Here is a 25,468-nt window from a genome sequence, read left to right as displayed (position 1 = left end):
TTCCAGCATGCCATCCCCGGGGGGCACCGCTCCCGGCCGGGCCGGTGGACGGGCGGGAGCCGCGCCTCGCGGGGGGGCGGTCAGGCCCAGTAAGCGCCCGGGTTGCCCGTTTCGACCGCGAATCCGGCGACCGTCTGGACACCGGCGCCGGGGGTGGTGACGTGGGGCAGCACACGGTAGTCCGCGCGCATCTCCTCGTGGGACACGCGCATGACGGTGTAGCCGCGCTGGGAGTTGTGCCATCTCAGGTGCGGGTTGACGCCGGCCGCCATCCAGTCGTAGCCCTTGTCGTCCATGGGCGCGCCATCGCCGCCCGAGCTGATCGAGGTGCCGGCGAACTCGGTGGCGACGACCGGCGAGGACTCGTCGGCGAAGTCCAGCTTGAGGTCGGCCACCACGCTGCGGTGGATGTCACCGGTCAGCACCACGGGGTTGTTGGCGCCGCTCTCGTACAGGCCGGTCAGGAGCCGGTCCCGGGCGGCCGTGTAGCCGTCCCACATGTCCAGGCCCGAGGAGACGACGTCCGGGTCGGGGTCCTGGTCGACCTGGGCGACGAGGGTCTGGTTGGCCAGCACGTTCCAGCTCGCGTCCGTGGCGGCGGCGCCGTCGAGCAGCCAGCGCTCCTGGGTGTCGCCGAGGATCGTGCGCGAGGGGTCGGAGCGCTCGGCGTCGCACCCGGACTCGGTGCCGTCGCCGCACACCTGGTTGTCGCGGTACATGCGGGTGTCCAGGACGTGCAGCTCCACCAGGCGGCCGAAGCGCAGCCGCCGGTACATGGCGACCTCGGCGCCCTCGGGCTTCTGCGGCAGCCGCAGCGGCAGGTGCTCGTAGTACGCCTGGAACGCCGCGGCCTTGCGGGCGCGGAAGCTGTCCGCGTCGCTGTCGGGGAAGCCATCGCTGTCCGACTGGGCGATGTCCCCGGCCCAGTTGTTCTCCACCTCGTGGTCGTCCCAAGTCAGCACCCAGGGGAACGCCAGGTGCGCGGCTTGGAGGTCGGCGTCGAGGCGGGTGAGGGCGTACCGGTTGCGGTACTCGGACAGGGTGTACGTCTCGCGCTGGAAGGAGGCGTCGAGGCTGATCCCGCGCACCCCGCCGGTGGGCCCGACGCCGTACTCGTAGAGGTAGTCGCCGAGGTGGACCACGAAGTCCAGGTCCTCGCCCGCCATGTGCTGGTACGCGGTGTAGAAGCCCTCGTACCAGCACTGGCAGGAGGCGAACGCGAACGACAGCTCCGCCGCCGTGTCCGCCTCTTGCGGGTCGGGCGCGGTGCGGGTGCGCCCGACCGGGCTGATGTCGGTGCCCGCCCGGAAGCGGTAGAAGTAGTCGCGGCGCGGCTCCAGGCCCGACACCTCGGCGTGGACGGAGTGCCCCAGCTCCGGCACGGCGGATGTCTCGCCGCGCTGCACGACGTCGGCGAACGCCTCGTCGCGGGCGATCTCCCACTCCACGGTGACCGACTCCGGCGGCATACCGCCGAGTCCGTCCAGCGCCAGCGGGTCGGGCGCCAGGCGCGTCCACAGAACGACGCCGTCGGGCAGCGGATCGCCCGAGGCGACGCCCAGACTGAACGGGTCGGCGGCGAAACTGGGAGCCGCCCAGGCGGAACCGGAGGTGAATCCGGCGGCGTAGAGTCCGAGTGTCGCCGCCCCGGCGCCGGCGGTGCTGAGAAGTCGGCGTCTCGTGAGATCCATCGAAGAACCTGCCCGTCTGTGCACGTGATCACGTAGTGCTGACGGGCCGCCACAATGGCCGCCTATCGGACGATAATGGTGAAGGCTCGCCTATGGCCACCCGGACGGGTGAGCGCCAACGGCGCACATCGGGGCATGACGCGATCGCCGCCGCGCGGGGTCGGTGGGGGGCGGACACGCCACAGCCCTGAGCGCCGGGCGTCCCGCCGGCCCGGCGCGCAGGGGGTGGAAGCCGTCCGGCCGAGGGACGGCACCGGTCTAGTGCTGTGTGAGCAGGTGTTCCCGCAGCCGGGTCAGGACGCGGCTGAGCAGCCGCGAGACGTGCATCTGGGAGATGCCCAGCTCCGCCGCGATCTGGGCCTGGGTCAGCTCCTCACCGAACCGCATCCGCAGGATCCGCCGGTCGCGTTCGCCGAGCTTGCGCAGGAACGGCTTGAGGGCGTGCAGGTTCTCGACCTTCTCCAGGTCCGCGTCCACGCTGCCCAGCCGCTCCGCCCACGGCCGCGCGGTGTCGGAGCCGCCGCTGTCGTCGCCGCCGGGCGCGTCGAGGGAGCTGGCGGTGTAGCCGTTGCACGCCATCCGCGCCTCGACGACCTCCTCCAGGCTCAGGTCGAGGAGGTCGGCCAGCTCCTTCGTGGTGGGCAGCCGGCCGAGGCGGCTGGACAGCTCGTCGCTGGCCTTGGCCATGTCGACGCGCAGCTCCTGAAGGCGCCGGGGAACGTGGACGGCCCAACTGGTGTCCCGGAAGAACCGCTTGATCTCGCCGCTGATGTACGGCACGGCGAAGCTGGTGAACTCCACCTCGCGGGACAGGTCGAACCGGTCGATCGCCTTGATCAGGCCGATGGTGCCGACCTGGAGGATGTCCTCCATCTGCTCGGCGCGATTCCGGAAGCGGCCGGCCACGAAGTTGACGAGCGAGAGGTTGATCTCGATCAGCGTGTTCCGCGCGTACTGGTATTCGCGGGTGCCCTCTTCGAGCACCGACAGGCGGCTCAGGAACAGCTTCGTCAGCTCCCTGGCGTCCCGGGGCGCGATCTTGCCCGCGTCCGGGACATGGGGCAGGGGCATCTCGGTGGTGCTCCGGATGCCGGGCTTGGTCGAGACCGTCACGGTCGTGCTGTTCACGGGCCCTCTCCCTCCGCTCTGCTGCTGTCTGCGCTAGCCCCGCTTCTGCCCGCTCATCCGGAATGCATGCGGTGAATTTCGAGAAGGTCCCGCGAAGGCCGGGTCATCCCGAGTGCCCGCAGTTGTTGCAACTCCAGTCACCACGCGGTCCCTGAATGACCGGAGACCCGCATCTCGTGCAGTTCATAAGGCTGTTGCTCCTCTCTCCGCTGTCCTGTCGCTGTGTCCGCAGGGGACCCTCCGGGTCGTATGACCCCGTCCCGTCCCCCCAAACAGGAGCGGTGACGACGGTGGACCGGTGGATACTGGGGAGCTGGAAGAGGTGTCCGGGGGTAGGACATGGTGCGGCGGGAGGTGGTCGGTCAGATGGGTGGGTCGCTCACGATCGTCCCCTTGACCGACCGCCTCGGTGCCCGGGCGGCGGGCGAGATCGGCCTGCGCGCGCGGACGGAGTGGCGGGATGTCCTGGAGCGTCTGACCCGCCAGGACGGAGATGTGTACCTGGAGCTGTCCGGGATCACGTTCGTCGATGTGGCCGCGGCCTCGGAGCTCGCCGTCGCCGCGCAGCGGCTCGGCGCCGGGCGGCGTATCGTCGTGGACCGGCCGCCGTCCTCGCTGCGGCGGGCGCTGCGGATCTTCTGGCCCGACCTGACGGCGATCGAGGTGAGGGGGTGATGACCATGTCGGCCGCTGCCGAGCCGTTCGTTCATCCGGCGCTGTTCTACCGGAGCCGGCGGGAGTACCTGGCGGGTACCGTGCCCTTCGTCCTGGCGGGTCTGGCCGCGGGTGAGCCGGTGGCCGTCGCCGTGCCCGGGGAGAACCTGTCGCTGCTCCGCGCGGAGCTCGGCGACGACGCCCGCCGCGTCGAGCTGCTGGACATGACCGAGGCCGGCCGGAACCCGGGACGGATCATCCCGCGCGTGCTGCGGGCCTTCGCCGACGCGCACCCCGGCGACGGGCGGGTGCGGATCATCGGCGAGCCGATCTGGGCGAGCCGCACCGGGACGGAGTACCCGGCCTGTGCCCAGCACGAGGCGCTGATCAACCACGCCTTCACCGGCAGGTCCGTCACCATCCTGTGCCCGTACGACGTGGCCGCGCTCGACCCGCTGGTCGTCGCGGACGCGCGGGCCACGCACCCCGTCGTCATCGAGGACGGGGTCGAGCTGACCAGCGACGCCTACGCGCCCGAGCGGATCGTGGCCCGCTACAACGAGCCGCTGACGCCCCCGGCGGAAGCCGCCGCCTTCGCCTTCGACGCCGAACGGCTGTCGGACGTCCGGCACTTCGCGACCGATCGGGCGGCAGAGCACGGGCTGGCCGGGGAGCGGTTGGCGGATCTGACCCTGGCCGTCGCCGAGCTGACGACCAACAGCGTGGTGCACGGCGGCGGCACGGGCACGCTGCGGATCTGGACCGAGGACCGGCAGGTGGTGTGCGAGGTCAGCGACGCGGGCGAGCTCAAGGACCCGCTGGCCGGGCGCCGCCCGCCCGCCCGGGACCAGATCGGCGGCCGGGGACTGCTGCTGGTGCACTGCGTCGCCGACCTGGCCCGCGTCCACACCGGCCCCGCCGGCACGACCGTCCGCTTCTACCTGGGCCGTTAGAGCCCGAGCCGTCGGCGACCGATCCGTCCGGGCCTGAGCCGCCGACAACCGATCCGTCGGGGACCGATCCGTCCGGGCCTGAGCCGCCGGCGACCGATCCGTCCGGGACCGGGCCCGTCAGGCCCCGGCGGCCGGGAGCCCGGCGTGGCGCCGGGCCAGGTCCCGGTAGTGGTCGGCGTTGAGACGGATCAGCGCGGTCTCGTCCTCGCCCAGCTCGCGGCGGACCTTGCCCGGCACACCGGCCACCAGCGAGCCCGGCGGGACCTGGGTGCCCGCCAGCACGACGGCCCCGGCCGCGATGAGCGAACCCCGGCCGACATGGGCGCCGTTGAGGATCACGGCGCCCATGCCGATCAGCACGTCGTCCTCCACCACGCAGCCGTGGACGACCGCCCGGTGGCCGATGGAGACGCCCGCGCCGACGAGGGCCGGGAAGCCCGGGTCGGCGTGCAGGACGCAGCCGTCCTGCACATTGCTGCCGTCACCGATCTCGACGCGCTCGGCGTCGGCGCGGACCACCGCGCCGTACCAGAGCGAGGCGTCACGGCCGAGGCGCACCGCGCCGATGGCGGTCGCGGTGGGCGCCACCCAGGCGCCCGGGGCCAGCTCCAGCCGGTGGCCGTCGAACGGGATGAGGGTCGTCGTCACAGGGTGACAGTACGGCGGCGCGGCGCCCGCGAGCGCGCCGGGTGGGCGTTACGCCGCCGCGACGGTGGCGGCGTCGATGACGAAGCGGTACCGCACGTCGCTGGCGAGCACCCGCTCGTACGTCTCGTTGATCCGGTCGGCCCCGATCACTTCGTCTCCGCGCCGATGCCGTGCGCGGCGCGGAGTCGAGCATTTCCCGCGTCTTGGCGATGCCGCCGATCATCGAGCCGGCCAGCGACTCGCGGCCGGTGATCGGCGAGAACATCCCGACCGGCGCGGGGTTCTCCGAGACGCCGACGTTGACCAGGGTGCCGTCGAGCTGGGCGCGGAGCGCGAGGCGGCGGCCGTGGCGGCCGGACGGCCGTAGCGCCGCGCGAAACGGCGAAGCGCCACCGCACGGTCCTGTGCGGTGGCGCTTCGCCCGGTGGACCGGGATCGGTCAGAGCGCGCTGCCGGCCTGCCAGTCGGCCCAGCTCATGTTCCACCCGTTGAGCCCGTTGTCCGGCTGGATCTGGCGGTCCGGGGAGTTCTCCACGATGACCACGTCGCCGATCAGCGACTCGTCGAAGAACCAGGCGGCGTCCTGCTCGGGGTCGCCCGCGCCCTGGACGTCGGCGAGGCCGACGCATCCGTGGCTGGTGTTGGCGCTGCCGAAGGTGCCCGAGGACGCCCAGTAGTTGCCGTGGACGAACGTCCCCGAGGTGGACAGCCGCATCGCGTGCGGCACGTCCGGGATGTCGTACTCGCCCTCGCCGTCGTCGTCCGTGAAGCCGACGGTGGCGCCATTCATCCGGGTCTCCTCCAGCTTCTCGGAGATCACCATCATCCCGTTGTACGTCGGGTTCTCCGCGCTGCCCGCCGAGATCGGGATGGTGCGGATCGTCTCGCCGTCGCGGACGACCTCCATCTGGTAGCTCTCCGCGTCGACCGTGCTGATCTGGCTGCGGCCGATGTCGAAGCTGAACGTGCGGTCCTGCACGCCGGTGACGCCGGGGGAGCCCTCCAGGCCGTCGAAGTTCAGCTCGACGGTGACCTCGGAGTCGGCCTCCCAGAACTCCTGGGGCCGGAAGTCCAGGCGGGTGTCGCTGAACCAGTGGCCGACGACCTCCTGGCCGCTGGTCGAGTTGATCTCGACCGCCGCCTCGACCTCGGCCTGGTTGGTGATCGGCTTGTCGAAGTTGAGGGAGACCGGCATGCCGACGCCGACGGTCACGCCCTCGTCGGGCGTGAAGTACCCGATGAAGCTGTTCTCCGGCGAGACGGTCGTGAACGTGGCGCTCTCGTGCGCCTCCCGGCCCTGGCTGTCGCTGGCCTGCACCTCGAGCTCGTACTGGGTGGCTCGCTCCAGCTGGATGTCCGGGTGCCAGCTCGTCCCGTCCTCGGACATCGCGCCGGTGATCTCGGTGCCGCTCTCGACGGCCGTCATGACCACCTCGTCGAGGGCGCCGTCCTCGACGGTGACCTCCACGTCGTCATTTATCCCGACGTTGTCGGCGGCGTCCTCGGGCGTGATGGATATCACCGCCGTCGAGGTGTCCGCGTCCTCCGCGGCGCGGTCGGCGTCCGTCTGCTCGGTGCCGCCGCCACCGCCGCCCTCGTTCTCCGAAGAGTCGTCCCCGCCGCCACTGCAAGCCGACAAAGTCAGCACTCCGCAGAGCAGCGCCGCCGCCGCACTCAGGCCCTTGCGCCGCATGCCGTCCCTCATCAGATAGAAAACCTCGTCCCCACTGCCGCGTCCCCCACAGGACACAAGGGAGAGAACGTGATACGGCGGCAGCCGGTTCCACTTTAGGATAATCCGCGTCCTAGGCCGCACGTTCGAATCCGTGGGTCAGTCGTCCTCGTCGTCGCTGTCCCACCTGTCCTCCGGATCGTAGTCGGCCAGCTCACTGCTCCACGACGCCCGCGCGAGCACGACTCCCGGCACCTCGCCGACCAGGTCGATCGGGTCGATGAGATAGGCCACAGCCTCCGCCTCGTCCCGGGAGACGGCCTGCGCCGCCTGGTCGCGCTCCTCTGGCGGCATCAGCTCGTCGTCCTCGATCCGGGCCCAGGCCGCCCGGATGAGCTCATCCGGCTCCGCCACTTCGAGCACCATCTCGACGCGGACGCGCACATGCCGGACCTCGCCGCTCAGTTCATCAGTCATGACGGGGAGAGTAAGGCGCCGGGGTGCCGCCCCTTCCCCGCGACCCGCACCGGCCCGTAACATCGCACTCCACGCCGCCGATACGCAGCAAACCCGGAGCACCCGTGGACGGTCACCCCCGCACTGTCAATCGCCGCACGCTGATCAGCCTGCTGGTGGCGACCGGTGCGCTCTGCGCCGTCTGGCTGCTGCCCTCGGCCTACGGCGACGGCGAGCACGGCGCGGGCACCGGCGGTGTCATCCCCGTCGAGCAGCCGCAGGCCGGGCTCGACCAGGACCAGTAGCCCCCGGGCCCCACCGGCCCTACGCGCCCGGCCGCCGGCCCCGGAAGCGGCGCCGCTCGCCACCCCGCCGCGCGGGCGCGTCCGCGAGCGCGACCACCACGTCGTACCGCCCGCCGCGCCCGGCGACCACCGGCACCGGGGACCGCGCGGCCTTCGCCCGGTACTGGGCGGCGTCGGCCAGCCGGAACAGGCGGCGGGCCGACAGCGGCCGGCCGATCGCCTCGCCCGTCGACGCCACCCCGCACGCCACGCCCTCGCCCAGGTCCAGCTCCTGGGCCCGGCGGCAGACCTCCTCGGCGGCCCGCTCCACCTCGGCGGCCCGGGTGCCGACGGCGAGCAGGCAGAACTCGTCACCCCCCAGCCGCGCGGCCAACGCCCCCGGCACGGCGGCCCCGCACCGCGACAGCACCGCGCCGAACCGCTCCAGCAGCCGGTCCCCGGTGGCGTGGCCGTAGGTGTCGTTGACCTTCTTCAGCCCGTTGACGTCACAGACGACCAGGCTGATCACGGCGCCGGTGGCCCGGTGCTCCTCCAGGGCCTCGTCCAGGCGTATGTCCACCGCGCGGCGGTTGGCGAGCCCGGTCAGCGGATCGGTGAACGCCAGCCGCCTGGCCTCCGCCAGCCGCTCGTACTGCACGATGCCCGCCGCGATCACGGCGGCCAGCACCGAGGCGAAGTCCCGCTCCCCCGGCCCGAACGCCTCGGCGCCCGCGTCGCGGGTGACGGACAGCTCGCCCCAGACCCGGCCGTCCAGCACGACGGGCACGACCATCCGGCGCCCCCCGGCGTCTGTCCGGACACACGGCTCATCGCCGGACGCCCAGGGCCCGGGCCGCTCCTCCCCGGCGGACGGCTCGCCCGTCTCCGCCAGCACCCGCGACCGGCCGCGCTCCCGTTCCCAGACGGACAGGACGGCGGCGGACCCGCCCAGCGCGGCACCGGCCCCGTCCACGGCGGCCCGCGCCAGCTCGGCCAGTCCCTGCGCGGCGGCCATCCCCTGCGCCAGCTCGACCACGGCCCGCAGCCGACTCTCGTCACCCATACGCTCAGGCTAGGAGCGTTCCGCCCGGCGTGGATCGTTCGGCTACTCCCAGGGTCCGCGCGACGCGCCCGCCGCTACGATGAGGCATGGCCGAGGGGGCGGACGGGGACGACGGCGGGGACGACGGCGCCGAAGCGAGGGCGCGTCGGCGCGCGAGGACCAGGCGCGACATAGGGGGAGCGATCGCGACCGCGGTGGCGATCACCCTTCCGGCCGCCCTGCTGATGCTCGCCGTGGCGCTCGGCCTCATGTGGGTGTTCGGACCGCTCTAGAGCGCGGCGGCGGGCCCGGAGCGGGCTCAGCCCCGCCGGGTCAGCAGCCAGGGCTCGATGATGCCCAGGCCGCGGACGGGGCGCTGGTACAGCGGCTGGAGCGCGAAACGGTACGCCGCGGCACGGCCCCCGCCCGCGTCGGCCGCCTTCTCCGACTGCGGGGCCAGCCCGGCCGACGTCAGCTCGTCCCGCATCGCGCCGTCCACCAGGACCATGTCCTTCGGCGCTATCGAGGTGAGCCGGCTGGCCAGGTTGACCGTGTTGCCGAAGACGTCGCCCATCCGGGTCGTCACCGTGCCGAACGCGATCCCCACCCGCAGCTCCGGCATCATCGGGTCGTCGCCCAGCGTCTCCACCAGCCGCAGCCCGATGCCGGCGGCCATTCCCGCGTCGTCCGCCGCGAACAGCACCTCGTCGCCCAGCGTCTTGATCAGCCGCCCGCCCTGGGCGGCGACCAGGTCGGCGGCCGTCGTCTCGAACGCCTCCACCAGCTCGCCGAGCTGCTCCTCCTCCAGCCGCCGGGTCAGCCGCGTGAACCCGACCAGATCCGCGAAGCCGACGGCCAGCCGCCGGTCCACCATCTCGTCGTCGTCCTGCGCCTGCACCACCCGCCCGGTGGCCGCCGCGAGCTGCCGCCGCCACACATAGATCAGGAACTCCTCCAGCTCCGGGAGCAGCAGCTCGACTAGCGGATAGGCGACCTCGGTCCGCGTCATGCCCGGCTCGGGCGGCTCGGTCAGGCCCTCCAGGAACGAGTCGATCTGCCAGTCCGCCAGCCGCGCGGTCGTCTGCCCGGTCGAGCGGGCCACCTGGATCGCCATCGACTCGCTCAGCAGCCCGGCCTCGACCAGGCCCGCCAGCCGCCGCAGTGCCAGCACGTCCGCCTCGGTCAGCACCCGCGCCTGACCGATGTCGGGGAAGCCCATCGCCCGCCAGAAGCGGGACGCCAGGTCCATTGGGACCCCGGCGGCGCGGGCCGCCTGGAACGGGGTGTACTGCCGCTCGGCGCCCAGGATCAGGCGCTCCATGCGCAGTGCGATGTTCTCCGCGTCGTCCTCGGGATCGTCGGTGCCGGGGGCGTCCACGTCCTCCGGCTCCGGCGCGGGCGTGCCCGGCTCAGCCCCGGCCACGGTCATCGCCCGCCTTCAGGGGAGGAATCCCTTCGCTGCGCACTGCCCTACCGTTCCCGCTCCGCCGCGCCATCCGCGCGCTTCCCACGCCCCACCCTACGGCAGTGTGCCGTGTGTCACGCCGCCCGGAGGTGGATGATGTCAGCCGCTGCCACCGGCTGCCGCGTGCCGTCGTCGGCCGCGATGACCAGCCTGCCCTCGTCGTCGACGGCCACCGCCTCGCCCCTCGTCTCGCCCCCGCCGGGCAGCTCCGCGCGCACCCGGCGGCCCAGCGTGGCCGAGCACTTCTCGTACGCCGCGTGCAGGCCGGCCGCCTCGGCATCGCCGCCCGCCTCGGTCCAGCGCGTGTACCACTCGGCCAGTGAGCGCAGCACCGCCCGCAGCAGCGGGTCACGGTCGGTGGAGACGGCGTCCGCCAGCAGAAGCGAGCCGGCCCCCGGCACGGGCAGCTCCTCGGCGCGCAGCGAGACGTTGAGGCCGATGCCGAGGACCACCGCGCCGCCGTCGGCGTCCGCGACGCGCTCGGCGAGGATGCCGCCGAACTTCCGCTCCTCCCCGGCCACCCGCACCAGCAGGTCGTTGGGCCACTTCAGCACCGCGTCCACGCCGGCCGCGCGGGACAGGGCCGTGGCGGCGGCGACGCCGGCCAGCAGCGGCAGCCAGGTCAGCCGCGCGGCGGGCACGTGCCGCTCCGGCCGGAGCAGCACGGAGAAGAACAGGCCCGACCGGGCGGGCGCGCTCCAGGTCCGGCCGAGCCGTCCGCGCCCGCTGGTCTGCTCCTCGGCGATCAGCACCGCGCCCGCGCCCACCCGGCCCGCGCGGGCGGCGTCGGCGAGATCCGCGTTGGTCGACCCGGTGACCTCGACGACATCGAGGGCCGTCCACAGGCCGGCCGGCCGGATCAGGGCGTCCCGCAGCGCCCGGACGCCCAGCGGGGGACGGTCGAGATCGGACCAGCGGCCGCGCGAAGTGGTCATGGCGTCAGCCTACGGGTGTGGCCAACGCCGCACCCCCGCTGACGTCGAACGCCGTTAACCTACGGAGCGGTAGCCACCCGAGGATGAGTAGGAGCCGCTGACGTGGCCGAAGATATCCACACCACCGCGGGCAAAATCGCTGATCTCCGGCACCGGATGGAGGAGGCCACACACGCGGGCTCGGCCCGGGCGGTCGAGAAGCAGCACGCGAAGGGCAAGCTGACGGCCCGCGAGCGCATCGATCTGTTGCTCGACGAGGGATCGTTCACCGAACTGGACGAGTTCGCCCGGCACCGCGCGACCGCCTTCGGCATCGGCAAGAACCGTCCCTACGGCGACGGTGTCGTCACCGGCTACGGCACGGTGGACGGCCGACCGGTGTGCGTCTACTCCCAGGATTTCACCGTCTTCGGCGGCTCGCTGGGCGAGGTCTACGGCGAGAAGATCGTGAAGGTGATGGACTTCGCGCTGAAGACCGGCTGTCCGGTCATCGGCATCAACGACGGCGGCGGCGCCCGCATCCAGGAGGGCGTCGCGGCGCTCGGCCTGTTCGCCGAGATCTTCCGACGCAACGTGCACGCCTCCGGTGTCGTGCCGCAGATCTCGGTCGTCGTCGGTCCCTGCGCGGGTGGCGCGGTCTACTCGCCGGCGATCACGGACTTCACCGTGATGGTCGACCAGACCTCGCACATGTTCATCACCGGCCCCGACGTGATCAAGACGGTCACGGGCGAGGACGTCGGCTTCGAGGAGCTGGGCGGCGCGCGCACCCACAACACGCTCTCCGGCGTGGCGCACCACATGGCGGGCGACGAGAAGGACGCCTTCGAGTACGTCAAGGCGCTGCTGTCCTACCTGCCGTCCAACAACCTCTCCGAGCCGCCGGCCTTCCCGCAGGAGTCGGACCTGGAGGTCTCGCCGGAGGACGAGGAGCTCGACGCGCTCGTCCCGGACTCGGCGAACCAGCCGTACGACATGCACGAGGCCATCGAACATGTCCTGGACGACCGGGAGTTCCTGGAGACACAGGCACTGTTCGCGCCGAACATCATCACCGGCTTCGGGCGGGTCGAGGGCTACCCGGTGGGCGTGGTGGCCAACCAGCCGATGCAGTTCGCCGGCTGCCTGGACATCAACGCCTCGGAGAAGGCCGCCCGTTTCGTGCGGACCTGTGACGCCTTCAACATCCCGGTGCTGACGTTCGTGGACGTGCCCGGCTTCCTCCCGGGCACCGACCAGGAGTACAACGGCATCATCCGGCGTGGGGCCAAGCTGATCTACGCGTACGCGGAGGCGACGGTGCCGTTGATCACGGTGATCACCAGAAAGGCGTTCGGCGGCGCCTACGACGTGATGGGCTCCAAGCACCTGGGCGCCGACCTCAACTTCGCCTGGCCCACCGCCCAGATCGCGGTGATGGGCGCGCAGGGCGCGGTGAACATCCTGCACCGCCGCACCCTGGCGGCGCTGGAGTCCACCGAGGAGCGCGAGGCCGAACGGGCGCGTCTGACCCAGGAGTACGAGGACACGCTGCTCAACCCGTACACCGCCGCCGACCGCGGCTATGTGGACGCGGTCATCACGCCCTCGCAGACCCGCCGTTACGTGGTGCGCGGGCTGCGCGCCCTGCGGGCCAAGCGGGAGCAGCTCCCGCCGAAGAAGCACGGCAACATCCCGCTGTAGTCCCGAGGCTCCGAGTCCGCAGGAGGTCTTCCGTGATTTTCAAGGTGGTCCGGGGCAATCCGACCCCGGAGGAGCTGGCCGCCGCCATCGCGGTCATGCAGGCGCGCGCCGCGGCGGCGTCGGCGGGGCGGGGCGGGCGTTCCGGCCCGGTCTCCCAGTGGTCCGACCCGGTCCGGGTCGTGCCACGCGCCGTGCCGGCCCCCGGGCCGCGCTCGTGGGCCACGAGCTACTGGCCGAGCTGACCGGACCCACCGGACCCGTCCACGGCCCCCGGGGCCCCGCCGGACCAGGCGGCGCTCCGGGGGCCCGGGGGTCCCCGGCCGGGCGCCGCCGCGGAGGCCCGGCGATTCTCATGCGGCTCTCATGGGCTCCTCACCAGGCCCTCACCGCCCGTCCCTAGCGTCCGCCGCATGATTTTCACCTACCTGCGACGGGAGCTGCGCCGCCGCCGCAAGGCACAGCTCGTGATCGCCGCCGGGCTCGCGCTCGGTATCGCGCTCGTCGTCGTCGTCAACGCGGTCTCCTCCGGCATGCAGCGCGCCCAGGACGACGTCCTGGAGTCCCTCTACGGGCTCGGCACCGACATGACCGTCAGCAAGTCGGCGCCGACCCCCGAGGAGATAGAGAACGGCGAGGGGGGCGGGGCGGTACAAGGGCCGCGCTTCCGGTTCGACGCCGAGGAGGGCGCCGAGCAGGGCGGTGACGAGCTGGTCCTCGATGGCTTCCAGACGCTGGACGAGTCCGACGTGGACGAGATCGCCGGCATCGACGGCGTGGCCGGCGCCGTCGGCGGGCTCAAGCTGCGCGACCTCACCGTCTCCGGGTCCTTCGAGCCCGGCGAGGTCCGTCCGGTGGATCCCGGGGAGGACGGGGCCGGAGCCACCGGCCGCATGGATGTCGGGGGCGGCGGCGCCGACTTCGGCGTCGACCAGTTCGCCGTCTACGGCGCCGACGTCACCGCGCCCGGCATCGGCCCGCTCAGCGGCACCGAGGTCACCGAAGGGCGCGCGTTCACGGCGGAGGACGTGGACGCCGACGTGGCCGTCCTGGACACCGACTACGCGACGAGCGAGGACCTGGGCGTCGGCGGCACCATCACCCTGAAGGAGACCGACTTCGAGATCGTCGGCCTCGTCACCGCCACCACCGGCGACGCCGCCGGCGACGTCTACCTTCCGCTGGCCCGCGCCCAGGAGCTGTCCGACAACGCGGACAAGCTCAGCGAGGTCTACGTCCAGGCCACCGACAGCCAGCGGCTGGACGCGATCGAGACCGCCATCACGGACGTGGTGGAGGACGTCGACGTCACCACCGCCGACGACCTCGCCGACCAGGTGTCCGGCTCGCTGTCGACCGCCGCCGACCTGGCCGACGGCGTCGGCAGGTGGCTGTCGTACCTGGTCCTCGCCGTCTCGTTCCTCGTCGCCGGTCTGATGGCGTCCTCCGCCGTCAGCCGCCGCGTCCGGGAGTTCGGCACGCTGAAGGCGCTCGGCTGGACCCGCGTCCGGATCACCGGGCAGGTGATGAGCGAGTCCCTGGCCACCGGCCTCTTCGGCGGCGCGCTCGGCCTCGGCCTCGGGCTGCTGGCCGCCTGGACGATCAACACCGTCCGCCCCGACCTCACCGCCGAGCTGGGCGGCACGGGCGGCCCCGAGGCCGCCGGACCGCGCGGCGGCGGGTTCGTGCGTGAGGCGACCGAGACCGCGGCCGAGAGCCTGGACATCGGCCTCACCGCCCCCGTCAGCACGAACGTCCTGCTCCTCGCCATCGCCCTGGCCGTCACCGGCGGCCTGGTCGCCGGCGCGTTCGCCGCCTGGCGCGCCGCCCGCCTCCGCCCCGCAGACGCCCTCAGCCGCGTCGCCTGACCCTCCCGGAGACCTCCCGTGTACGAACTCACCGGCGTCACCAAGCAGTACCGGCGCGGCAAGGCCACCATCGCCGCCCTGGACGGCGTCTCGCTGTCCGTGCCCACCGGCAGCAGACTCGTCATCCAGGGCCCCACCGGAGGCGGCAAGTCCACGCTCCTGCAGCTCCTCGGCGGCCTCGACCGGGCCACGGCCGGCAGCGTGGTGCTCGACGGCACCGACCTCTCCCGGCTCTCCGAGGCCAAGCTGACCAAGCTGCGCGCGGAGCGGATCGGCTTCGTCTTCCAGGGCTTCCACCTCATCCCCACCCTCACCGCCCAGGAGAACGTGGAGACCGCCCTCGTCCCGCTCGGCCTGAAGACCTCGGAACGCCGCCGGCAGGCCGCCGAGGCCCTCGCATCGGTGGGGCTGGCCGAACGGGCCGGCCATCTGCCGAGCGAGCTCTCCGGCGGTCAGCAGCAGCGCGTCGCGATCGCCCGCGCGCTGGCCAAGCGGCCCCAGGTGCTGCTGGCCGACGAACCCACCGGAAATCTCGACGAGTCGACCCGCGACGAGGTGATCGAGGTGCTGGAGAGGCAGTGGAAGGAGCTGGGGCTGACGTTCATCATGGTCACCCACGACAGCGCCGTGGCCCGCCGGGCCGACCGGCTGGCGCGCATCGCGCGCGGGAAGATCACGGTCACCGACCGCCCGGCGGCCGACTGATACCCCACCCCTGGACGCCCCCGCCTCCGGTCCCGGCCCAACCCGCCGACCGGAGGCGGGGGCCGTTACGCTGACGCGCATGAGCGCCGCACCGACCTCGCCTTTCTCCCAGCCCGTCCGGCGGCTGGTCCTCGCTTCTCAATCGCCTGCTCGGCTGGGGCTGTTGCGGCAGGCCGGGCTCGCGCCCGAGGTCATCGTCAGCGGGGTGGACGAGGACGCGCTGAGCGCGGACACCCCGGCCGAGCTGGCGCGGGTGCTGGCGGAGGCCAAGGCGGCGGCGGTCGCGGCGCGGCCCGAGGCGGCCGGGGCCCTGATCGTGGGCTGCGACTCGGTGCTGGAGCTCGACGGGCGCGCGTACGGCAAGCCGGCCGACGCCGAGGACGCCATCGCCCGCTGGAAGGCCATGCGGGGGCGCTCCGGCCTGCTGCACACCGGTCACTGCGTCATCGACACGACGGCCGGCCCGGCGGCGCGGGACGTACCCGCGCGCGACGTGCCCGCGCGCGCCTCGGCCACCGCGTCAACGACGGTCAGGTTCGGCCAGCCCACGGACGAGGAGATCGCCGCCTACGTCGCGTCCGGCGAACCCCTCCGCGTGGCGGGGGCGTTCACCCTCGACGGCCGCTCGGCCCCGTTCGTCGAAGGGATCGACGGGAACGCCGGCAACGTCATCGGGCTGTCCCTGCCACTCCTGCGCGCGCTGCTCGCCCGGGTCGGGACCGGCATCACCGACCTGTGGGTCTGACACGGGACCGGGACCGGGACCGTCGACCGGCGGATACAGGCTCAGCGCCAGCATCACCAAGACGAATCCCACCATCAGCCCGGTGAACGCCACCCAGCCCGCGAGACCCACCGCGAGGGCGGCCAGCACCGCGTGCAGGACCGCCGCCGAGACGAGCGCGACACGCCCCAGCGGGCGCGGCGGGCGGTTCCCCACCGCCATCCGCACAAGAAGCACTCCGCACAACAGCAGGAAGGCGGACTGGAGTCCGCCCACCACCCACGAGGACACGCTGATCGTCGTCGCCGAGACCCCGCCGACGGACATGTCCTGTTTGTCCGCGGCTATTCCGAGAATCCAGTTCAGCAGCCCCAGGACCACCGCTGTTCCCCATACCAGCACTGCCGCCACCGCGGCCACACTTCGTCTGCCCCGGTTCACGTCGCGCACGCTACTGCCGAGTAAGCCTCCTCACAACCCCCACAGCGGAACGGGCTTCACGACCCAGGCGAATACTGGGTCGTTGTCCCTTTCCTACAAGGTCCGTTGAGCCACCCTGTGTCAGGCCGCCGGAGACTGGGACCCCGTCCCGTTGCCTAAGGTAAACAGCAGCGGGGCGCGTACCTTGGGACAGCAAGGCAAGTGAGCCGACCGAGGCGGTGCCCCTCACAGTGCGTGTGGGCAAGGTCACCCCTGTGGGCGACTCGTTGCGAGGTGTCGCCGGTACCTAAACTCGCCTTGTTCCAAGGAAGGAGTCATCGTGCGCAAGGTGCTCATCGCCAACCGCGGCGAAATCGCCGTCAGGGTCGCCAGGGCGTGCCGGGACGCCGGTATCGCCAGTGTGGCCGTCTACGCCGAGCCGGACCGGGACGCGGTGCACGTCCGGGCGACGGACGAGGCGTTCGCGCTGGGCGGTGACACCCCCGCCGCGAGCTACCTGGACATCGAGAAAGTCCTCAAGGCCGCCGCCGACGCGGGGGCCGACGCCATTCATCCCGGCTATGGATTCCTCTCGGAGAACGCCGACTTCGCGCAGGCCGTGCTGGACGCGGGCCTGACCTGGATCGGCCCGCCGCCCCACGCGATCCGCTCGCTGGGCGACAAGGTCGCCGCCCGCCACATCGCGCAGCGCGCCGGCGCCCCGCTGGTCGCCGGCACCCCCGACCCGGTCTCCGGCGCCGACGAGGTCCTCGACTTCGCGCGGGAGCACGGTCTGCCGGTCGCCATCAAGGCGGCCTTCGGCGGGGGCGGTCGCGGCCTGAAGGTCGCGCGCACCCTCGACGAGGTCCCGGAGCTGTACGAGTCGGCCGTCCGCGAGGCCACCGTCGCCTTCGGCCGCGGCGAGTGCTTCGTCGAGCGGTATCTCGACCGGCCCCGGCACGTGGAGACCCAGTGCCTGGCCGACCAGCACGGCAACGTCGTGGTCGTCTCCACCCGCGACTGCTCGCTGCAGCGCCGCCACCAGAAGCTCGTCGAGGAGGCCCCGGCGCCCTACCTCACCCCCGAGCAGAACCAGCAGCTCTACAGCGCCTCCAAGGCCATCCTGAAGGAAGCCGGCTATGTCGGCGCCGGCACCTGCGAGTTCCTCGTCGGGCAGGACGGGACGATCTCCTTCCTGGAGGTCAACACCCGCCTCCAGGTCGAGCACCCGGTCACCGAGGAGATCTCCGGCATCGACCTGGTGCGCGAGCAGCTCCGCATCGCCGGGGGCGAGGAGCTGGGATACGACGACCCGCCGCTGCGCGGCCACTCGTTCGAGTTCCGCGTCAACGGCGAGGATCCCGGCCGCGGCTTCCTGCCCGCGCCCGGCACCGTGACCACCTTCGCCCCGCCCAGCGGCCCCGGCGTCCGCCTGGACGCCGGCGTGGAGTCCGGCTCGGTCATCGGCCCCGCCTGGGACTCGCTGCTGGCCAAGCTGATCGTCACCGGCGCCACGCGCAAGCAGGCTCTGGAGCGCGCGGCACGGGCCCTGGCGGAGTTCCGCGTCGAGGGCATGGCCACCGCCCTGACGTTCCACCGGGTGGTCGTCAAGGACCCGGCGTTCGCGCCCGAGGTCAACGGCCGCGAGGGCGAGCCGTTCACCGTCCACACCCGCTGGATCGAGACGGAATTCGCCGCCACGATCGAGCCGTTCGACCCCACGGGCGGCGCAGACGGCGAGGAAGGCGACATCCGCGAGACCGTCGTCGTCGAGGTCGGCGGCAAGCGCCTGGAAGTCTCGCTGCCCGCCACGCTGGCCATGCCCCTGGCGCGGGCGGCCGTCGCGGGCGGCGCGCGTCCCGCCCGCCGCAAGCCCGCCAAGCGGGCCGGCGCCGCGGCGACCGGCGACTCCCTCGCCTCTCCCATGCAGGGCACCATCGTCAAAGTCGCCGTGGAGGACGGCCAGCAGGTCGAGGAAGGTGACCTGGTCATCGTCCTGGAGGCGATGAAGATGGAACAGCCGATCAACGCGCACCGCTCCGGCACCGTGTCCGGCCTCAAGGCCGACGTCGGCGCCTCGGTCTCCTCCGGTGCCGTCATCTGCGAGATCAAGGACTGATCCGGCGCCTCTTCCGAGGCCCGGGCCCGGCCGCCGCCTTCCGGGCGGCGGCCGTGGCATGTGCCGTGCCGCTATCTGCGGCGCGACGGAGCCAGGTCCGAGATCCGCTGACCCAGCGGCGAGGGGCCGGCCAGCCCCGGGTGCGCGCCGCCGCGCGGCGGCGGCACCGGGGCGTCTCCGCGCCGCGGCGGGTCGCCGCCGCGTTCGGACCCCGGCTTGCCGCCGGTGGCGCACGGGCCCACGACGGAGATACGCACCCCCTGATTCGCCAGCGCCTCCAGCTCCATCCCCGCGCGCTCGCACTCGGGCGGCGGCTGGTCGGTGACCAGCTGCGTGATCGAGTCCGTGGGCACGGTCTGGAAGGCCGTCTCCGCGCCGAGCTTGGTGTGGTCGGCGAGCACCACCACGTCACCGGCCGCGCGCACCAGCGCCCGGTCCACGCTGGCGGCCAGCATGTTGGACGTGGACAGACCGCGGTCGGCGGTGAGCCCGGAGCCGGAGAGGAAGGCCCGGCTGACGCGCAGCCCGAGCAGCGACTGCTCGGCGCCGCTGCCCACCAGCGCGTAGTTGGACCCGCGGAGGGTGCCGCCGGTCATCACCACCTCCACGCGGTTGGCGTGCGCGAGCGCCTGGGCGACCAGCAGGGAGTTGGTGACCACCGTGAGCCCCGGCACCCGGGCCAGCCGGCGGGCCAGCTCCTGGGTCGTGGTGCCGGCGCCGACCACGATGGCCTCGCCCTCCCGGACCAGGCCGGCCGCGTACTCGGCGATGGCGGTCTTCTCCGCCGTCGCGGCCAGGGCCCGCTGGGGGAAACCCGACTCGCGGGTGAGACCACCCGGGAGGACCGCGCCACCGTGTCTGCGGTCCAGCAGTCCTTCTGCCTCCAGGGCGCGGACATCGCGCCGCACGGTCACTTCTGAGGTCTGGACGACGCGGGCGAGCTCCCGGAGCGACACGGCTCCGTTGGCACGCACCATTTCGAGAATCATCTGGCGACGTTCTGCAGCGAACACGGAACCGACAGTAACCCCAACGACCATCTGCTTTCAGCCGGTTGCGCAGAATTACCGAAGTTGTCTGTGCGTACGCCCCCGGCGTGCTATATGCCAGGGGCGCATGCCTGCGATCCCAGCGCTGACCAGTGCCTACTGGTCAGCGGAGAGTTTCCGTGTATGGAGCTGCCGGGCCGCCTCGGCGATCGAGCCGGACAGAGACGGGTACACGGTGAACGCTTTTGCGATCTGTTCCACGGTCAGGCTGTTGTCGACCGCGATCGAAATCGGATGGATCAGCTCGCTCGCGCGCGGGGCGACGATCACGCCGCCGACCACGATCCCCGTGCCCGGACGGGCGAACAGCTTGACGAAGCCGTCCCGCACGCCCTGCATCTTCGCCCGGGGGTTGCGCAGCAGCGGCAGCTTCACCACGCGGGCGTCGATCCGGCCCTCCTCCACATCGGCCTGGGAGTAGCCGACGGTGGCGATCTCGGGGTCCGTGAAGATGTTCCCCGAGACGGTGTTCAGGTCGAGCGGCGCCACCGCGTCGCCGAGGAAGTGGTACATCGCGATCCGGCCCTGCATCGCGGCGACGGAGGCCAGCGCCAGCACGCCCGTGCAGTCCCCGGCCGCGTAGACGCCGGGGGCCGTGGTGCGGGAGACCTTGTCGGTCCAGATGTGCCCGGAGTCCCTGAGCTTGACGCCGGACTCCTCCAGGCCCATGTCCGTCGTGTTCGGCACCGCGCCGACCGCCATCAGACAGTGCGTGCCGGAGATGACCCGGCCGTCGGCCAGCGTGATCTCCACACGGTTCCCCACGCGCTTGGCCGCCGCCGCCCGCGAGCGGGCCATCACGTTCATCCCCCGGCGGCGGAAGACGTCTTCCAGCACGGCCGCCGCGTCCGGGTCCTCGCCGGGCAGCACGCGGTCCCGCGAGGAGACCAGCGTGACCCGGGAGCCCAGCGCCTGGTACGCCCCGGCGAACTCCGCGCCGGTGACCCCGGAGCCGACCACGATCAGCTCCTCGGGCAGCTCCCCGAGGTCGTAGACCTGGGTCCAGGTGAGAATCCGCTCGCCGTCCGGCCGGGCGTCCGGGATCTCCCTCGGGTGGCCGCCGGTGGCGACCAGCACGCAGTCCGCCACCAGGCTCCGGGTCTCGCCCTCCGTGTCGGTGACCGTGACCCGGCGCGAGCCGTCCGGCGCCTGGTCCGGCTCCAACCGGCCGTGCCCGCGCAGCACCCGCACCCCGGCGCGGGTGACGGAGGCGTTGATGTCGTGCGACTGGGCGAGCGCGAGCCGCTTGACCCGGCGGTTGACCTTGCCGAGGTCGACGCCGATGCCGCGCACCTCGTCGCCGATGCCGTCCCCGTCGTGGTCGATCTCTATACCGAGCTCCTCGTGCGAGGAGTCGAAACCCGTCATGACCTCGGCCGTCGCGATCAGCGTCTTGGACGGCACGCAGTCGGTGAGCACCGAGGCACCGCCCAGTCCGTCCCGGTCGACGACGGTCACCTCCGCACCGAGCTGCGCGCCCACCAGCGCTGCCTCGTAGCCGCCAGGTCCGCCACCAATAATCACGATCCGAGTCACCTTTCCAGTGTCTCGCACCACTCGCCCGATCTCGCCCCCGGGGCAGGTGGTGCCGGACCGACCGCCACCGCCACCCCTCCCGTACGCTCAGTCCCATGTCCCTCTACGCCGCATACGCCGGAAACCTCGACCCCCGGCTGATGTCCCGTCGCGCACCGCACTCCCCCCTGCGTGGCACCGGCTGGATCACCGGCTGGCGACTCACGTTCGGCGGCGAGGAGATGGGCTGGGAAGGCGCCTTGGCCACGATCGTCGAATCGGCCGGCCAGCCGGCGTCGGACGTCTTCGTGGCCCTCTACGACATCGCGCCGATGGACGAGGACGCGCTCGACCGCTGGGAGGGCGTCGGCCTGGGGATCTACCGCCGCACCCGCGTCCAGGTCCACACGCTGGACGGCACGGTCTCGGCCTGGGTGTATGTGCTGAACGCCTACGAGGGCGGCCTGCCCTCCGCCCGCTACCTGGGCGAGGTCGCCGACGCGGCGGAGTCGGCGGGCGCCCCGCACGACTACGTGATGGAGCTGCGCAAGCGCCCCTGCTGAGGCGGGCGGCGGGGGTCGCGCGACGCGGCTGATGTTGGCTGTGATGCGTTCTTGCACCCGGCGAGCGTCTACGCGCGTAGGCAAATACCGGTTAGGCTCAGCGCGTGAACGCATCTGAGATTGAGGGCGCGGCCGACGCCGCGGCGGCCCGCATCCGGGAGTTGACCGGGGTCGCCGGCCACGACGTCGCGCTGGTCATGGGCTCCGGCTGGGTGCCGGCGGCGGACCAGCTCGGGGAGCCGCGGCACGAGTTCGACTTCACCGAACTGCCCGGCTTCCCGGCCCCCAGCGTCGAGGGGCACGCGGGCCGGATCCGCTCCTACCGGGTGGGCGAGAAGCAGGCACTGGTCTTCCTCGGCCGCACCCATTATTACGAGGGACGCGATGTCGTCGCCGTGGCCCATGGCGTGCGCACGGCCGTCGCCGCGGGCTGCAAGGTCGTGGTGCTCACCAACGGCTGCGGCGGTCTCCGCGCGGGCATGCGCCCCGGCCAGCCGGTTCTCATCGGTGACCACATCAACCTGACCGCCGCCTCGCCCATCAACGGCGTCAACTTCGTCGACCTGACCGACCTGTACTCGCCGCGGCTGCGCGCGCTGTGCAAGGAGATCGACCCCAGCCTCGAAGAGGGCGTGTACGTCCAGTTCCCCGGGCCGCACTACGAGACCCCGGCCGAGATCCGGATGGTCCGCGCCATCGGCGGCGATCTGGTGGGCATGTCGACCGTGCTGGAGGCCATCGCCGCCCGCGAGGCGGGCGCCGAGGTGCTGGGCATCTCGCTGGTCACCAACCTCGCCGCGGGCATCACCGGCGAGCCGCTGAACCACGAGGAGGTCCTCCGGGCCGGCCGCGACTCCGCAGCCCGGATGGGCGGTCTGCTCTCCCAGGTGCTAGGACGGATCTGACCGCGACGCCATCGCGACGGGAGGAGAGGAAACGATGCCCCAGGAGACCGAGGACGGCTCGGCGCTGATCGCCCGCGCCCGGGACTGGCTCGCCGAGGACCCGGATCCGGACACGCGCAAGGAGCTGGCGGGCCTGATCGCCGAGGGCGCGACCGAGGCGCTCGCCGAACGGTTCGCCGGGACGCTCCAGTTCGGCACGGCGGGGTTGCGCGGAGAGATGGGCGCCGGCCCGGCGCGCATGAACCGCGCGGTCGTCATCCGCGCCGCCGCCGGCCTGACCGCCTACCTCGCCCGGCGCTCCCCCGGCCTGGTCGTCATCGGCTACGACGCCCGGCACAAGAGCGCCACCTTCGCCCGCGACACCGCCGCCGTGGTCACGGGCGCCGGGCTGCGCGCCGCGCTGCTGCCGCGCCCGCTGCCCACGCCCGTGCTGGCCTTCGCGATCCGGCACCTCGGCGCGGTCGCCGGAGTGACCGTCACCGCCAGCCACAACCCCCCGCGCGACAACGGCTACAAGGTCTACCTCGGCGACGGCAGCCAGATCGTGCCCCCGGCGGACGCGGAGATCGCCGCCGAGATCGCCGCCGTCGGCCCGCTGCACACCGTCCCCCGCGCCGAGGAGGGCTGGCAGGTGCTCGGCGAGGAGATCGTGGACGCCTACCTGGCCCGCACGGACGCCGCGCTCTCGGCCGACTCGCCGCGCACCACCACGGCCGTCTACACGCCGCTGCACGGCGTCGGCCGGTCGGTGCTGACGGCCGCGTTCGCCCGCGCGGGCTTCCCCGCGCCGATCGAAGTGGCCGCACAGGCCGAGCCCGACCCCGACTTCCCCACCGTGGCCTTCCCCAACCCGGAGGAGCCCGGGGCGATGGACCTGGCCTTCGCCGCGGCCCGCGCCGCCGCGCCGCGGCCCGATCTGGTCATCGCGAACGACCCCGACGCCGACCGCTGCGCGGTGGGCGTCCCGGACCCGGCGGCCGACGGCGGCTGGCGCATGCTGCGCGGCGACGAACTCGGCGCGCTGCTGGCCACCCACCTGGTGGGCGAGGGCGCGCGCGGTACGTTCGCGGCGTCGATCGTCTCCTCCTCCCTGACCGGGAAGATCGCCGCGGCGGCCGGGCTGCCGTACGAGGAGACGCTCACGGGCTTCAAGTGGCTCGGCCGCGTGCCCGATCTGGCGTACGCCTACGAGGAGGCCCTCGGGTACTGCGTCGATCCGGTCGGCGTCCGCGACAAGGACGGCATCACCGCCGCCCTCCGGGTGGCCGAGCTGGCCGCCGTGCTGAAGGCGCGGGGCCGGACCCTGACGGACCTGCTGGACGACATCGCCGTGACCCACGGCCTGCACGCCACGGACCAGCTCTCGGTCCGGGTCGCGGACCTGTCGCTGATCGCGGACGCGATGCGACGGCTGCGGACCGCGCCACCCACCGAACTGGCGGGCCTGCCGGTCACCACGGCCGAGGACCTCGGCCGGGGCACGGAGACGCTGCCGCCGACCGACGGCCTGCGCTACACCCTCGCCGGGTCCGACGCCATCACCTCGGCCCGCGTGATCGTCCGGCCGAGCGGCACGGAGCCGAAGATCAAGTGCTACCTGGAGGTCATCACCCCGGCCCCCACCACCGCCGACCTGCCGACGGCCCGCACCAGGGCCGCCGCCGTCCTGACCCGCCTGAAGGAGGACCTGGCCCACCACGCCGGCCTGTGACCCCCGCCCCGCCGCCCCTGCCCAGCACCCCGGCGCACGGGCGGCGGGAGCCGGGCGGACCGGCGATCCGGCACGCCACACAGGGCGGCAAGCACCCCGCACCACCGGGGCTCGGACAACGCCGACGGCCGAGCGACCCACCCAGCCCCAGGCGGGGACGGCGGCAACGGCCGACCCGCCCGCCGTCCCGACGCAGAACCGATCCGGCACGGCGCGCGGGCCCGAGAACACCACGCCCAGCCCCAGCACCCGGGCCTCGCGGCGCCAGCGACCGGGCGACCTCCCCGCCGCCCGCACCAGGGCCCCGGTCGTCGAGACGGCGGCCGAAGTCCGCCCCGGCACGGGCGACGGGGACCGGTCAGCGCGTCAGCGCGTCAGCGCGTCAGCGCGTCAGCGCGTCAGGAGGAGGACGATCAGCGCCACCGCGCCGACGGCCAGTGGCGCCAGGATCTCGTAGCTCCACCGGACCCCGACCCCGCCCTGCGCGGCCTCGTCCGCCGCGTGCCGCTCGGCGAGCTCGCGCAGCTCGGCCACGGCCGCGTCGCCGGGCGCCGTCTTCGGCCCCGGGTCGTTCCCCACGTCGAACGTCCCGCCGCCGAGCCCGAGGCCGCCCATCAGGCCCGAACGGCGCGGCTGACTGCCGGCCGCCTGCTCGTTGTGCCGGTTCGCCTTCGAACGGGCCCGCAGGGAGACCGGAATCGCCCACAGCTGATACTTCGCGCCGGCCGCCAGCAGCTCCGTCGAATAGCTCGCGCGGATCGCCTCCACCGCGCCCCAGGGCGCCGTGATGGTGCGGAACGGGTTCCGCACGCGGAGCCGCTCGTCCGAGGCGAACACGGCCGGCCGGAAGGTGAAGGCCACGACCAGCGGCACCACGAAGAGCAGCACGGACGCGGCGGTCGCGGGCTCACGGCCCTCGCCACGCAGGATCGCGTCCCCGCCCAGCCATCCCCCGAGGCCGAGCAGCAGGCAGCCCGCCACGACGGCGGCCGGGGAGCGGTAGACGCGATCCGCGTACTTCTGGGGCTCACTCATGCGTCCGATTCTGCCGGACCCCTCGGCCGGAAAACGCCGGTCGCCCCCACCCGGAGCCGCCGAACGCCTCACCGGGTCGGCGCGGACGGCACCGACGCGCCGACCTCCCGACGGCGCGGCCCCGAAGGTCTGTGGCACACCATCCGCCGACCACGCCGTACCCGCGCCCGACATCCCCCTCCGGCCACTCCCCCGCACGCCACGGCCCCCCGCCCGGCCCGGAAGCGACCGGCCCACGCGCGAACA

At 73.0% G+C, this 25,468-nt stretch carries 24 protein-coding genes and 1 pseudogene; 13 read left to right on the top strand and 12 right to left on the bottom strand.

The features are described from left to right. Positions 1–80 precede the first annotated feature (80 nt). Positions 81–1,691, bottom strand: coding sequence for an alkaline phosphatase D family protein (locus OIE51_RS17970; RefSeq protein WP_326598737.1), 1,611 nt, complete (start codon positions 1,689–1,691; stop codon positions 81–83). Positions 1,692–1,949: 258 nt separating this feature from the next. Then, on the bottom strand, positions 1,950–2,762 hold the full coding sequence (locus OIE51_RS17965; protein WP_326600675.1) for an RNA polymerase sigma factor SigF: 813 nt from the start codon (positions 2,760–2,762) through the stop codon (positions 1,950–1,952). A gap of 450 nt (positions 2,763–3,212) precedes the next feature. On the opposite strand from OIE51_RS17965, the gene OIE51_RS17960 reads away from it, so the two are divergent. Both OIE51_RS17960 and OIE51_RS17955 read left to right on the top strand, forming a co-directional pair. Then, positions 3,213–3,494 carry an STAS domain-containing protein gene (locus OIE51_RS17960; protein WP_326598735.1) on the top strand — a complete coding sequence of 94 codons (282 nt, stop codon included), beginning with the start codon at positions 3,213–3,215 and terminating at the stop codon, positions 3,492–3,494. 5 nt (positions 3,495–3,499) lie between these two features. Then, entirely contained in the window at positions 3,500–4,426 is a 927-nt protein-coding gene (locus tag OIE51_RS17955) for an anti-sigma factor RsbA family regulatory protein (protein WP_442812062.1), read from the top strand. A gap of 117 nt (positions 4,427–4,543) precedes the next feature. On the opposite strand, the gene OIE51_RS17950 is transcribed toward OIE51_RS17955, so the two are convergent. The 4 genes and pseudogenes from OIE51_RS17950 to OIE51_RS17935 form a co-directional block, all read right to left on the bottom strand. Next, positions 4,544–5,074, bottom strand: coding sequence for a gamma carbonic anhydrase family protein (locus OIE51_RS17950; RefSeq protein ID WP_326598732.1), 531 nt, complete (start codon positions 5,072–5,074; stop codon positions 4,544–4,546). 48 nt (positions 5,075–5,122) lie between these two features. Then, a pseudogene (locus OIE51_RS17945) lies at positions 5,123–5,420 on the bottom strand (alcohol dehydrogenase); the annotation flags it as partial. A 93-nt stretch (positions 5,421–5,513) separates the two neighbouring features. Further along, the gene (locus tag OIE51_RS17940; protein ID WP_326598731.1) at positions 5,514–6,779 is read right to left on the bottom strand and encodes a L,D-transpeptidase; all 1,266 of its coding nucleotides are present in this window, start codon (positions 6,777–6,779) and stop codon (positions 5,514–5,516) included. A 126-nt stretch (positions 6,780–6,905) separates the two neighbouring features. Next, the gene (locus tag OIE51_RS17935) at positions 6,906–7,223 is read right to left on the bottom strand and encodes a hypothetical protein (RefSeq protein ID WP_326598730.1); all 318 of its coding nucleotides are present in this window, start codon (positions 7,221–7,223) and stop codon (positions 6,906–6,908) included. Positions 7,224–7,327: 104 nt separating this feature from the next. Between OIE51_RS17935 and OIE51_RS17930 the strand changes: the two genes are divergently transcribed. Then, complete coding sequence (locus OIE51_RS17930; protein ID WP_326598729.1) at positions 7,328–7,507, top strand: hypothetical protein; 180 nt, start codon at positions 7,328–7,330, stop codon at positions 7,505–7,507. A gap of 19 nt (positions 7,508–7,526) precedes the next feature. On the opposite strand, the gene OIE51_RS17925 is transcribed toward OIE51_RS17930, so the two are convergent. Further along, complete coding sequence (locus tag OIE51_RS17925) at positions 7,527–8,549, bottom strand: diguanylate cyclase domain-containing protein (protein ID WP_326598728.1); 1,023 nt, start codon at positions 8,547–8,549, stop codon at positions 7,527–7,529. A gap of 86 nt (positions 8,550–8,635) precedes the next feature. On the opposite strand from OIE51_RS17925, the gene OIE51_RS17920 reads away from it, so the two are divergent. Continuing rightward, positions 8,636–8,821 carry a hypothetical protein gene (locus OIE51_RS17920; RefSeq protein WP_326598727.1) on the top strand — a complete coding sequence of 62 codons (186 nt, stop codon included), beginning with the start codon at positions 8,636–8,638 and terminating at the stop codon, positions 8,819–8,821. Between the two features lie 26 nt (positions 8,822–8,847). Here OIE51_RS17920 and OIE51_RS17915 read toward each other — a convergent pair whose 3' ends face one another. Then, positions 8,848–9,957: an adenylate/guanylate cyclase domain-containing protein gene (locus tag OIE51_RS17915; protein ID WP_326598726.1), complete on the bottom strand. Its 1,110-nt coding sequence runs from the start codon at positions 9,955–9,957 to the stop codon at positions 8,848–8,850. Between the two features lie 110 nt (positions 9,958–10,067). Further along, positions 10,068–10,928, bottom strand: a complete 861-nt coding sequence (locus OIE51_RS17910; RefSeq protein WP_326598725.1) for a biotin--[acetyl-CoA-carboxylase] ligase — start codon at positions 10,926–10,928, stop codon at positions 10,068–10,070. 156 nt (positions 10,929–11,084) lie between these two features. Here OIE51_RS17910 and OIE51_RS17905 point away from each other — a divergent pair, with 156 nt between their 5' ends. The 6 genes from OIE51_RS17905 (at position 11,085) to OIE51_RS17880 (ending at position 18,444) form a co-directional block, all read left to right on the top strand. After that, positions 11,085–12,611 (top strand): acyl-CoA carboxylase subunit beta, encoded by a 1,527-nt coding sequence (locus tag OIE51_RS17905; RefSeq protein WP_326600674.1) that lies wholly within the window; start codon positions 11,085–11,087, stop codon positions 12,609–12,611. A gap of 35 nt (positions 12,612–12,646) precedes the next feature. After that, a complete protein-coding gene (locus OIE51_RS17900) occupies positions 12,647–12,853 on the top strand; it encodes an acyl-CoA carboxylase subunit epsilon (RefSeq protein WP_326600673.1) in 207 nt (68 codons plus the stop codon). 168 nt (positions 12,854–13,021) lie between these two features. Beyond that, positions 13,022–14,476, top strand: coding sequence for an ABC transporter permease (locus OIE51_RS17895; protein WP_326598723.1), 1,455 nt, complete (start codon positions 13,022–13,024; stop codon positions 14,474–14,476). An 18-nt stretch (positions 14,477–14,494) separates the two neighbouring features. Next, positions 14,495–15,181, top strand: a complete 687-nt coding sequence (locus OIE51_RS17890) for an ABC transporter ATP-binding protein (protein WP_326598722.1) — start codon at positions 14,495–14,497, stop codon at positions 15,179–15,181. A 79-nt stretch (positions 15,182–15,260) separates the two neighbouring features. After that, a complete protein-coding gene (locus OIE51_RS17885; RefSeq protein WP_326598721.1) occupies positions 15,261–15,926 on the top strand; it encodes a nucleoside triphosphate pyrophosphatase in 666 nt (221 codons plus the stop codon). Positions 15,927–16,665: 739 nt separating this feature from the next. After that, positions 16,666–18,444 (top strand): acetyl/propionyl/methylcrotonyl-CoA carboxylase subunit alpha, encoded by a 1,779-nt coding sequence (locus OIE51_RS17880; RefSeq protein ID WP_326598720.1) that lies wholly within the window; start codon positions 16,666–16,668, stop codon positions 18,442–18,444. A gap of 71 nt (positions 18,445–18,515) precedes the next feature. On the opposite strand, the gene OIE51_RS17875 is transcribed toward OIE51_RS17880, so the two are convergent. After that, positions 18,516–19,421, bottom strand: coding sequence for a DeoR/GlpR family DNA-binding transcription regulator (locus OIE51_RS17875; RefSeq protein WP_442811954.1), 906 nt, complete (start codon positions 19,419–19,421; stop codon positions 18,516–18,518). Between the two features lie 168 nt (positions 19,422–19,589). Beyond that, positions 19,590–21,029, bottom strand: coding sequence for an NAD(P)H-quinone dehydrogenase (locus OIE51_RS17870; RefSeq protein ID WP_326598718.1), 1,440 nt, complete (start codon positions 21,027–21,029; stop codon positions 19,590–19,592). 95 nt (positions 21,030–21,124) lie between these two features. On the opposite strand from OIE51_RS17870, the gene OIE51_RS17865 reads away from it, so the two are divergent. From OIE51_RS17865 to OIE51_RS17855, 3 genes are all read left to right on the top strand, one after another. After that, on the top strand, positions 21,125–21,571 hold the full coding sequence (locus tag OIE51_RS17865) for a gamma-glutamylcyclotransferase (RefSeq protein WP_326598717.1): 447 nt from the start codon (positions 21,125–21,127) through the stop codon (positions 21,569–21,571). A gap of 104 nt (positions 21,572–21,675) precedes the next feature. Next, positions 21,676–22,476, top strand: a complete 801-nt coding sequence (locus OIE51_RS17860) for a purine-nucleoside phosphorylase (RefSeq protein WP_326598715.1) — start codon at positions 21,676–21,678, stop codon at positions 22,474–22,476. A gap of 34 nt (positions 22,477–22,510) precedes the next feature. After that, a complete protein-coding gene (locus OIE51_RS17855; protein ID WP_326598714.1) occupies positions 22,511–24,187 on the top strand; it encodes a phospho-sugar mutase in 1,677 nt (558 codons plus the stop codon). 390 nt (positions 24,188–24,577) lie between these two features. Here OIE51_RS17855 and OIE51_RS17850 read toward each other — a convergent pair whose 3' ends face one another. After that, complete coding sequence (locus tag OIE51_RS17850) at positions 24,578–25,222, bottom strand: PH domain-containing protein (protein WP_326598713.1); 645 nt, start codon at positions 25,220–25,222, stop codon at positions 24,578–24,580. Positions 25,223–25,468 lie beyond the last annotated feature (246 nt).

Source organism: Streptomyces sp. NBC_01803 (assembly GCF_035917415.1).
In the GTDB taxonomy this organism is placed as follows: Bacteria; Actinomycetota; Actinomycetes; order Streptomycetales; family Streptomycetaceae; genus Streptomyces.
This window is presented reverse-complemented; position numbering and strand designations above follow the sequence as displayed.

Excerpts from the sequence above, each read along its gene's own strand:
- OIE51_RS17970 (WP_326598737.1), bottom strand. The coding sequence starts at position 1,691 with ATGGATCTCACGAGACGCCGACTTCTCAGCACCGCCGGCGCCGGGGCG.
- OIE51_RS17965 (WP_326600675.1), bottom strand. The coding sequence starts at position 2,762 with ATGCCCCTGCCCCATGTCCCGGACGCGGGCAAGATCGCGCCCCGGGAC.
- OIE51_RS17955 (WP_442812062.1), top strand. The coding sequence starts at position 3,500 with ATGTCGGCCGCTGCCGAGCCGTTCGTTCATCCGGCGCTGTTCTACCGG.
- OIE51_RS17940 (WP_326598731.1), bottom strand. The coding sequence starts at position 6,779 with ATGAGGGACGGCATGCGGCGCAAGGGCCTGAGTGCGGCGGCGGCGCTG.
- OIE51_RS17935 (WP_326598730.1), bottom strand. The coding sequence starts at position 7,223 with ATGACTGATGAACTGAGCGGCGAGGTCCGGCATGTGCGCGTCCGCGTC.
- OIE51_RS17925 (WP_326598728.1), bottom strand. The coding sequence starts at position 8,549 with ATGGGTGACGAGAGTCGGCTGCGGGCCGTGGTCGAGCTGGCGCAGGGG.
- OIE51_RS17920 (WP_326598727.1), top strand. The coding sequence starts at position 8,636 with ATGGCCGAGGGGGCGGACGGGGACGACGGCGGGGACGACGGCGCCGAA.
- OIE51_RS17915 (WP_326598726.1), bottom strand. The coding sequence starts at position 9,957 with ATGACCGTGGCCGGGGCTGAGCCGGGCACGCCCGCGCCGGAGCCGGAG.
- OIE51_RS17910 (WP_326598725.1), bottom strand. The coding sequence starts at position 10,928 with ATGACCACTTCGCGCGGCCGCTGGTCCGATCTCGACCGTCCCCCGCTG.
- OIE51_RS17905 (WP_326600674.1), top strand. The coding sequence starts at position 11,085 with ATGGAGGAGGCCACACACGCGGGCTCGGCCCGGGCGGTCGAGAAGCAG.
- OIE51_RS17895 (WP_326598723.1), top strand. The coding sequence starts at position 13,022 with ATGATTTTCACCTACCTGCGACGGGAGCTGCGCCGCCGCCGCAAGGCA.
- OIE51_RS17885 (WP_326598721.1), top strand. The coding sequence starts at position 15,261 with ATGAGCGCCGCACCGACCTCGCCTTTCTCCCAGCCCGTCCGGCGGCTG.
- OIE51_RS17875 (WP_442811954.1), bottom strand. The coding sequence starts at position 19,421 with ATGGTGCGTGCCAACGGAGCCGTGTCGCTCCGGGAGCTCGCCCGCGTC.
- OIE51_RS17865 (WP_326598717.1), top strand. The coding sequence starts at position 21,125 with ATGTCCCTCTACGCCGCATACGCCGGAAACCTCGACCCCCGGCTGATG.
- OIE51_RS17855 (WP_326598714.1), top strand. The coding sequence starts at position 22,511 with ATGCCCCAGGAGACCGAGGACGGCTCGGCGCTGATCGCCCGCGCCCGG.
- OIE51_RS17850 (WP_326598713.1), bottom strand. The coding sequence starts at position 25,222 with ATGAGTGAGCCCCAGAAGTACGCGGATCGCGTCTACCGCTCCCCGGCC.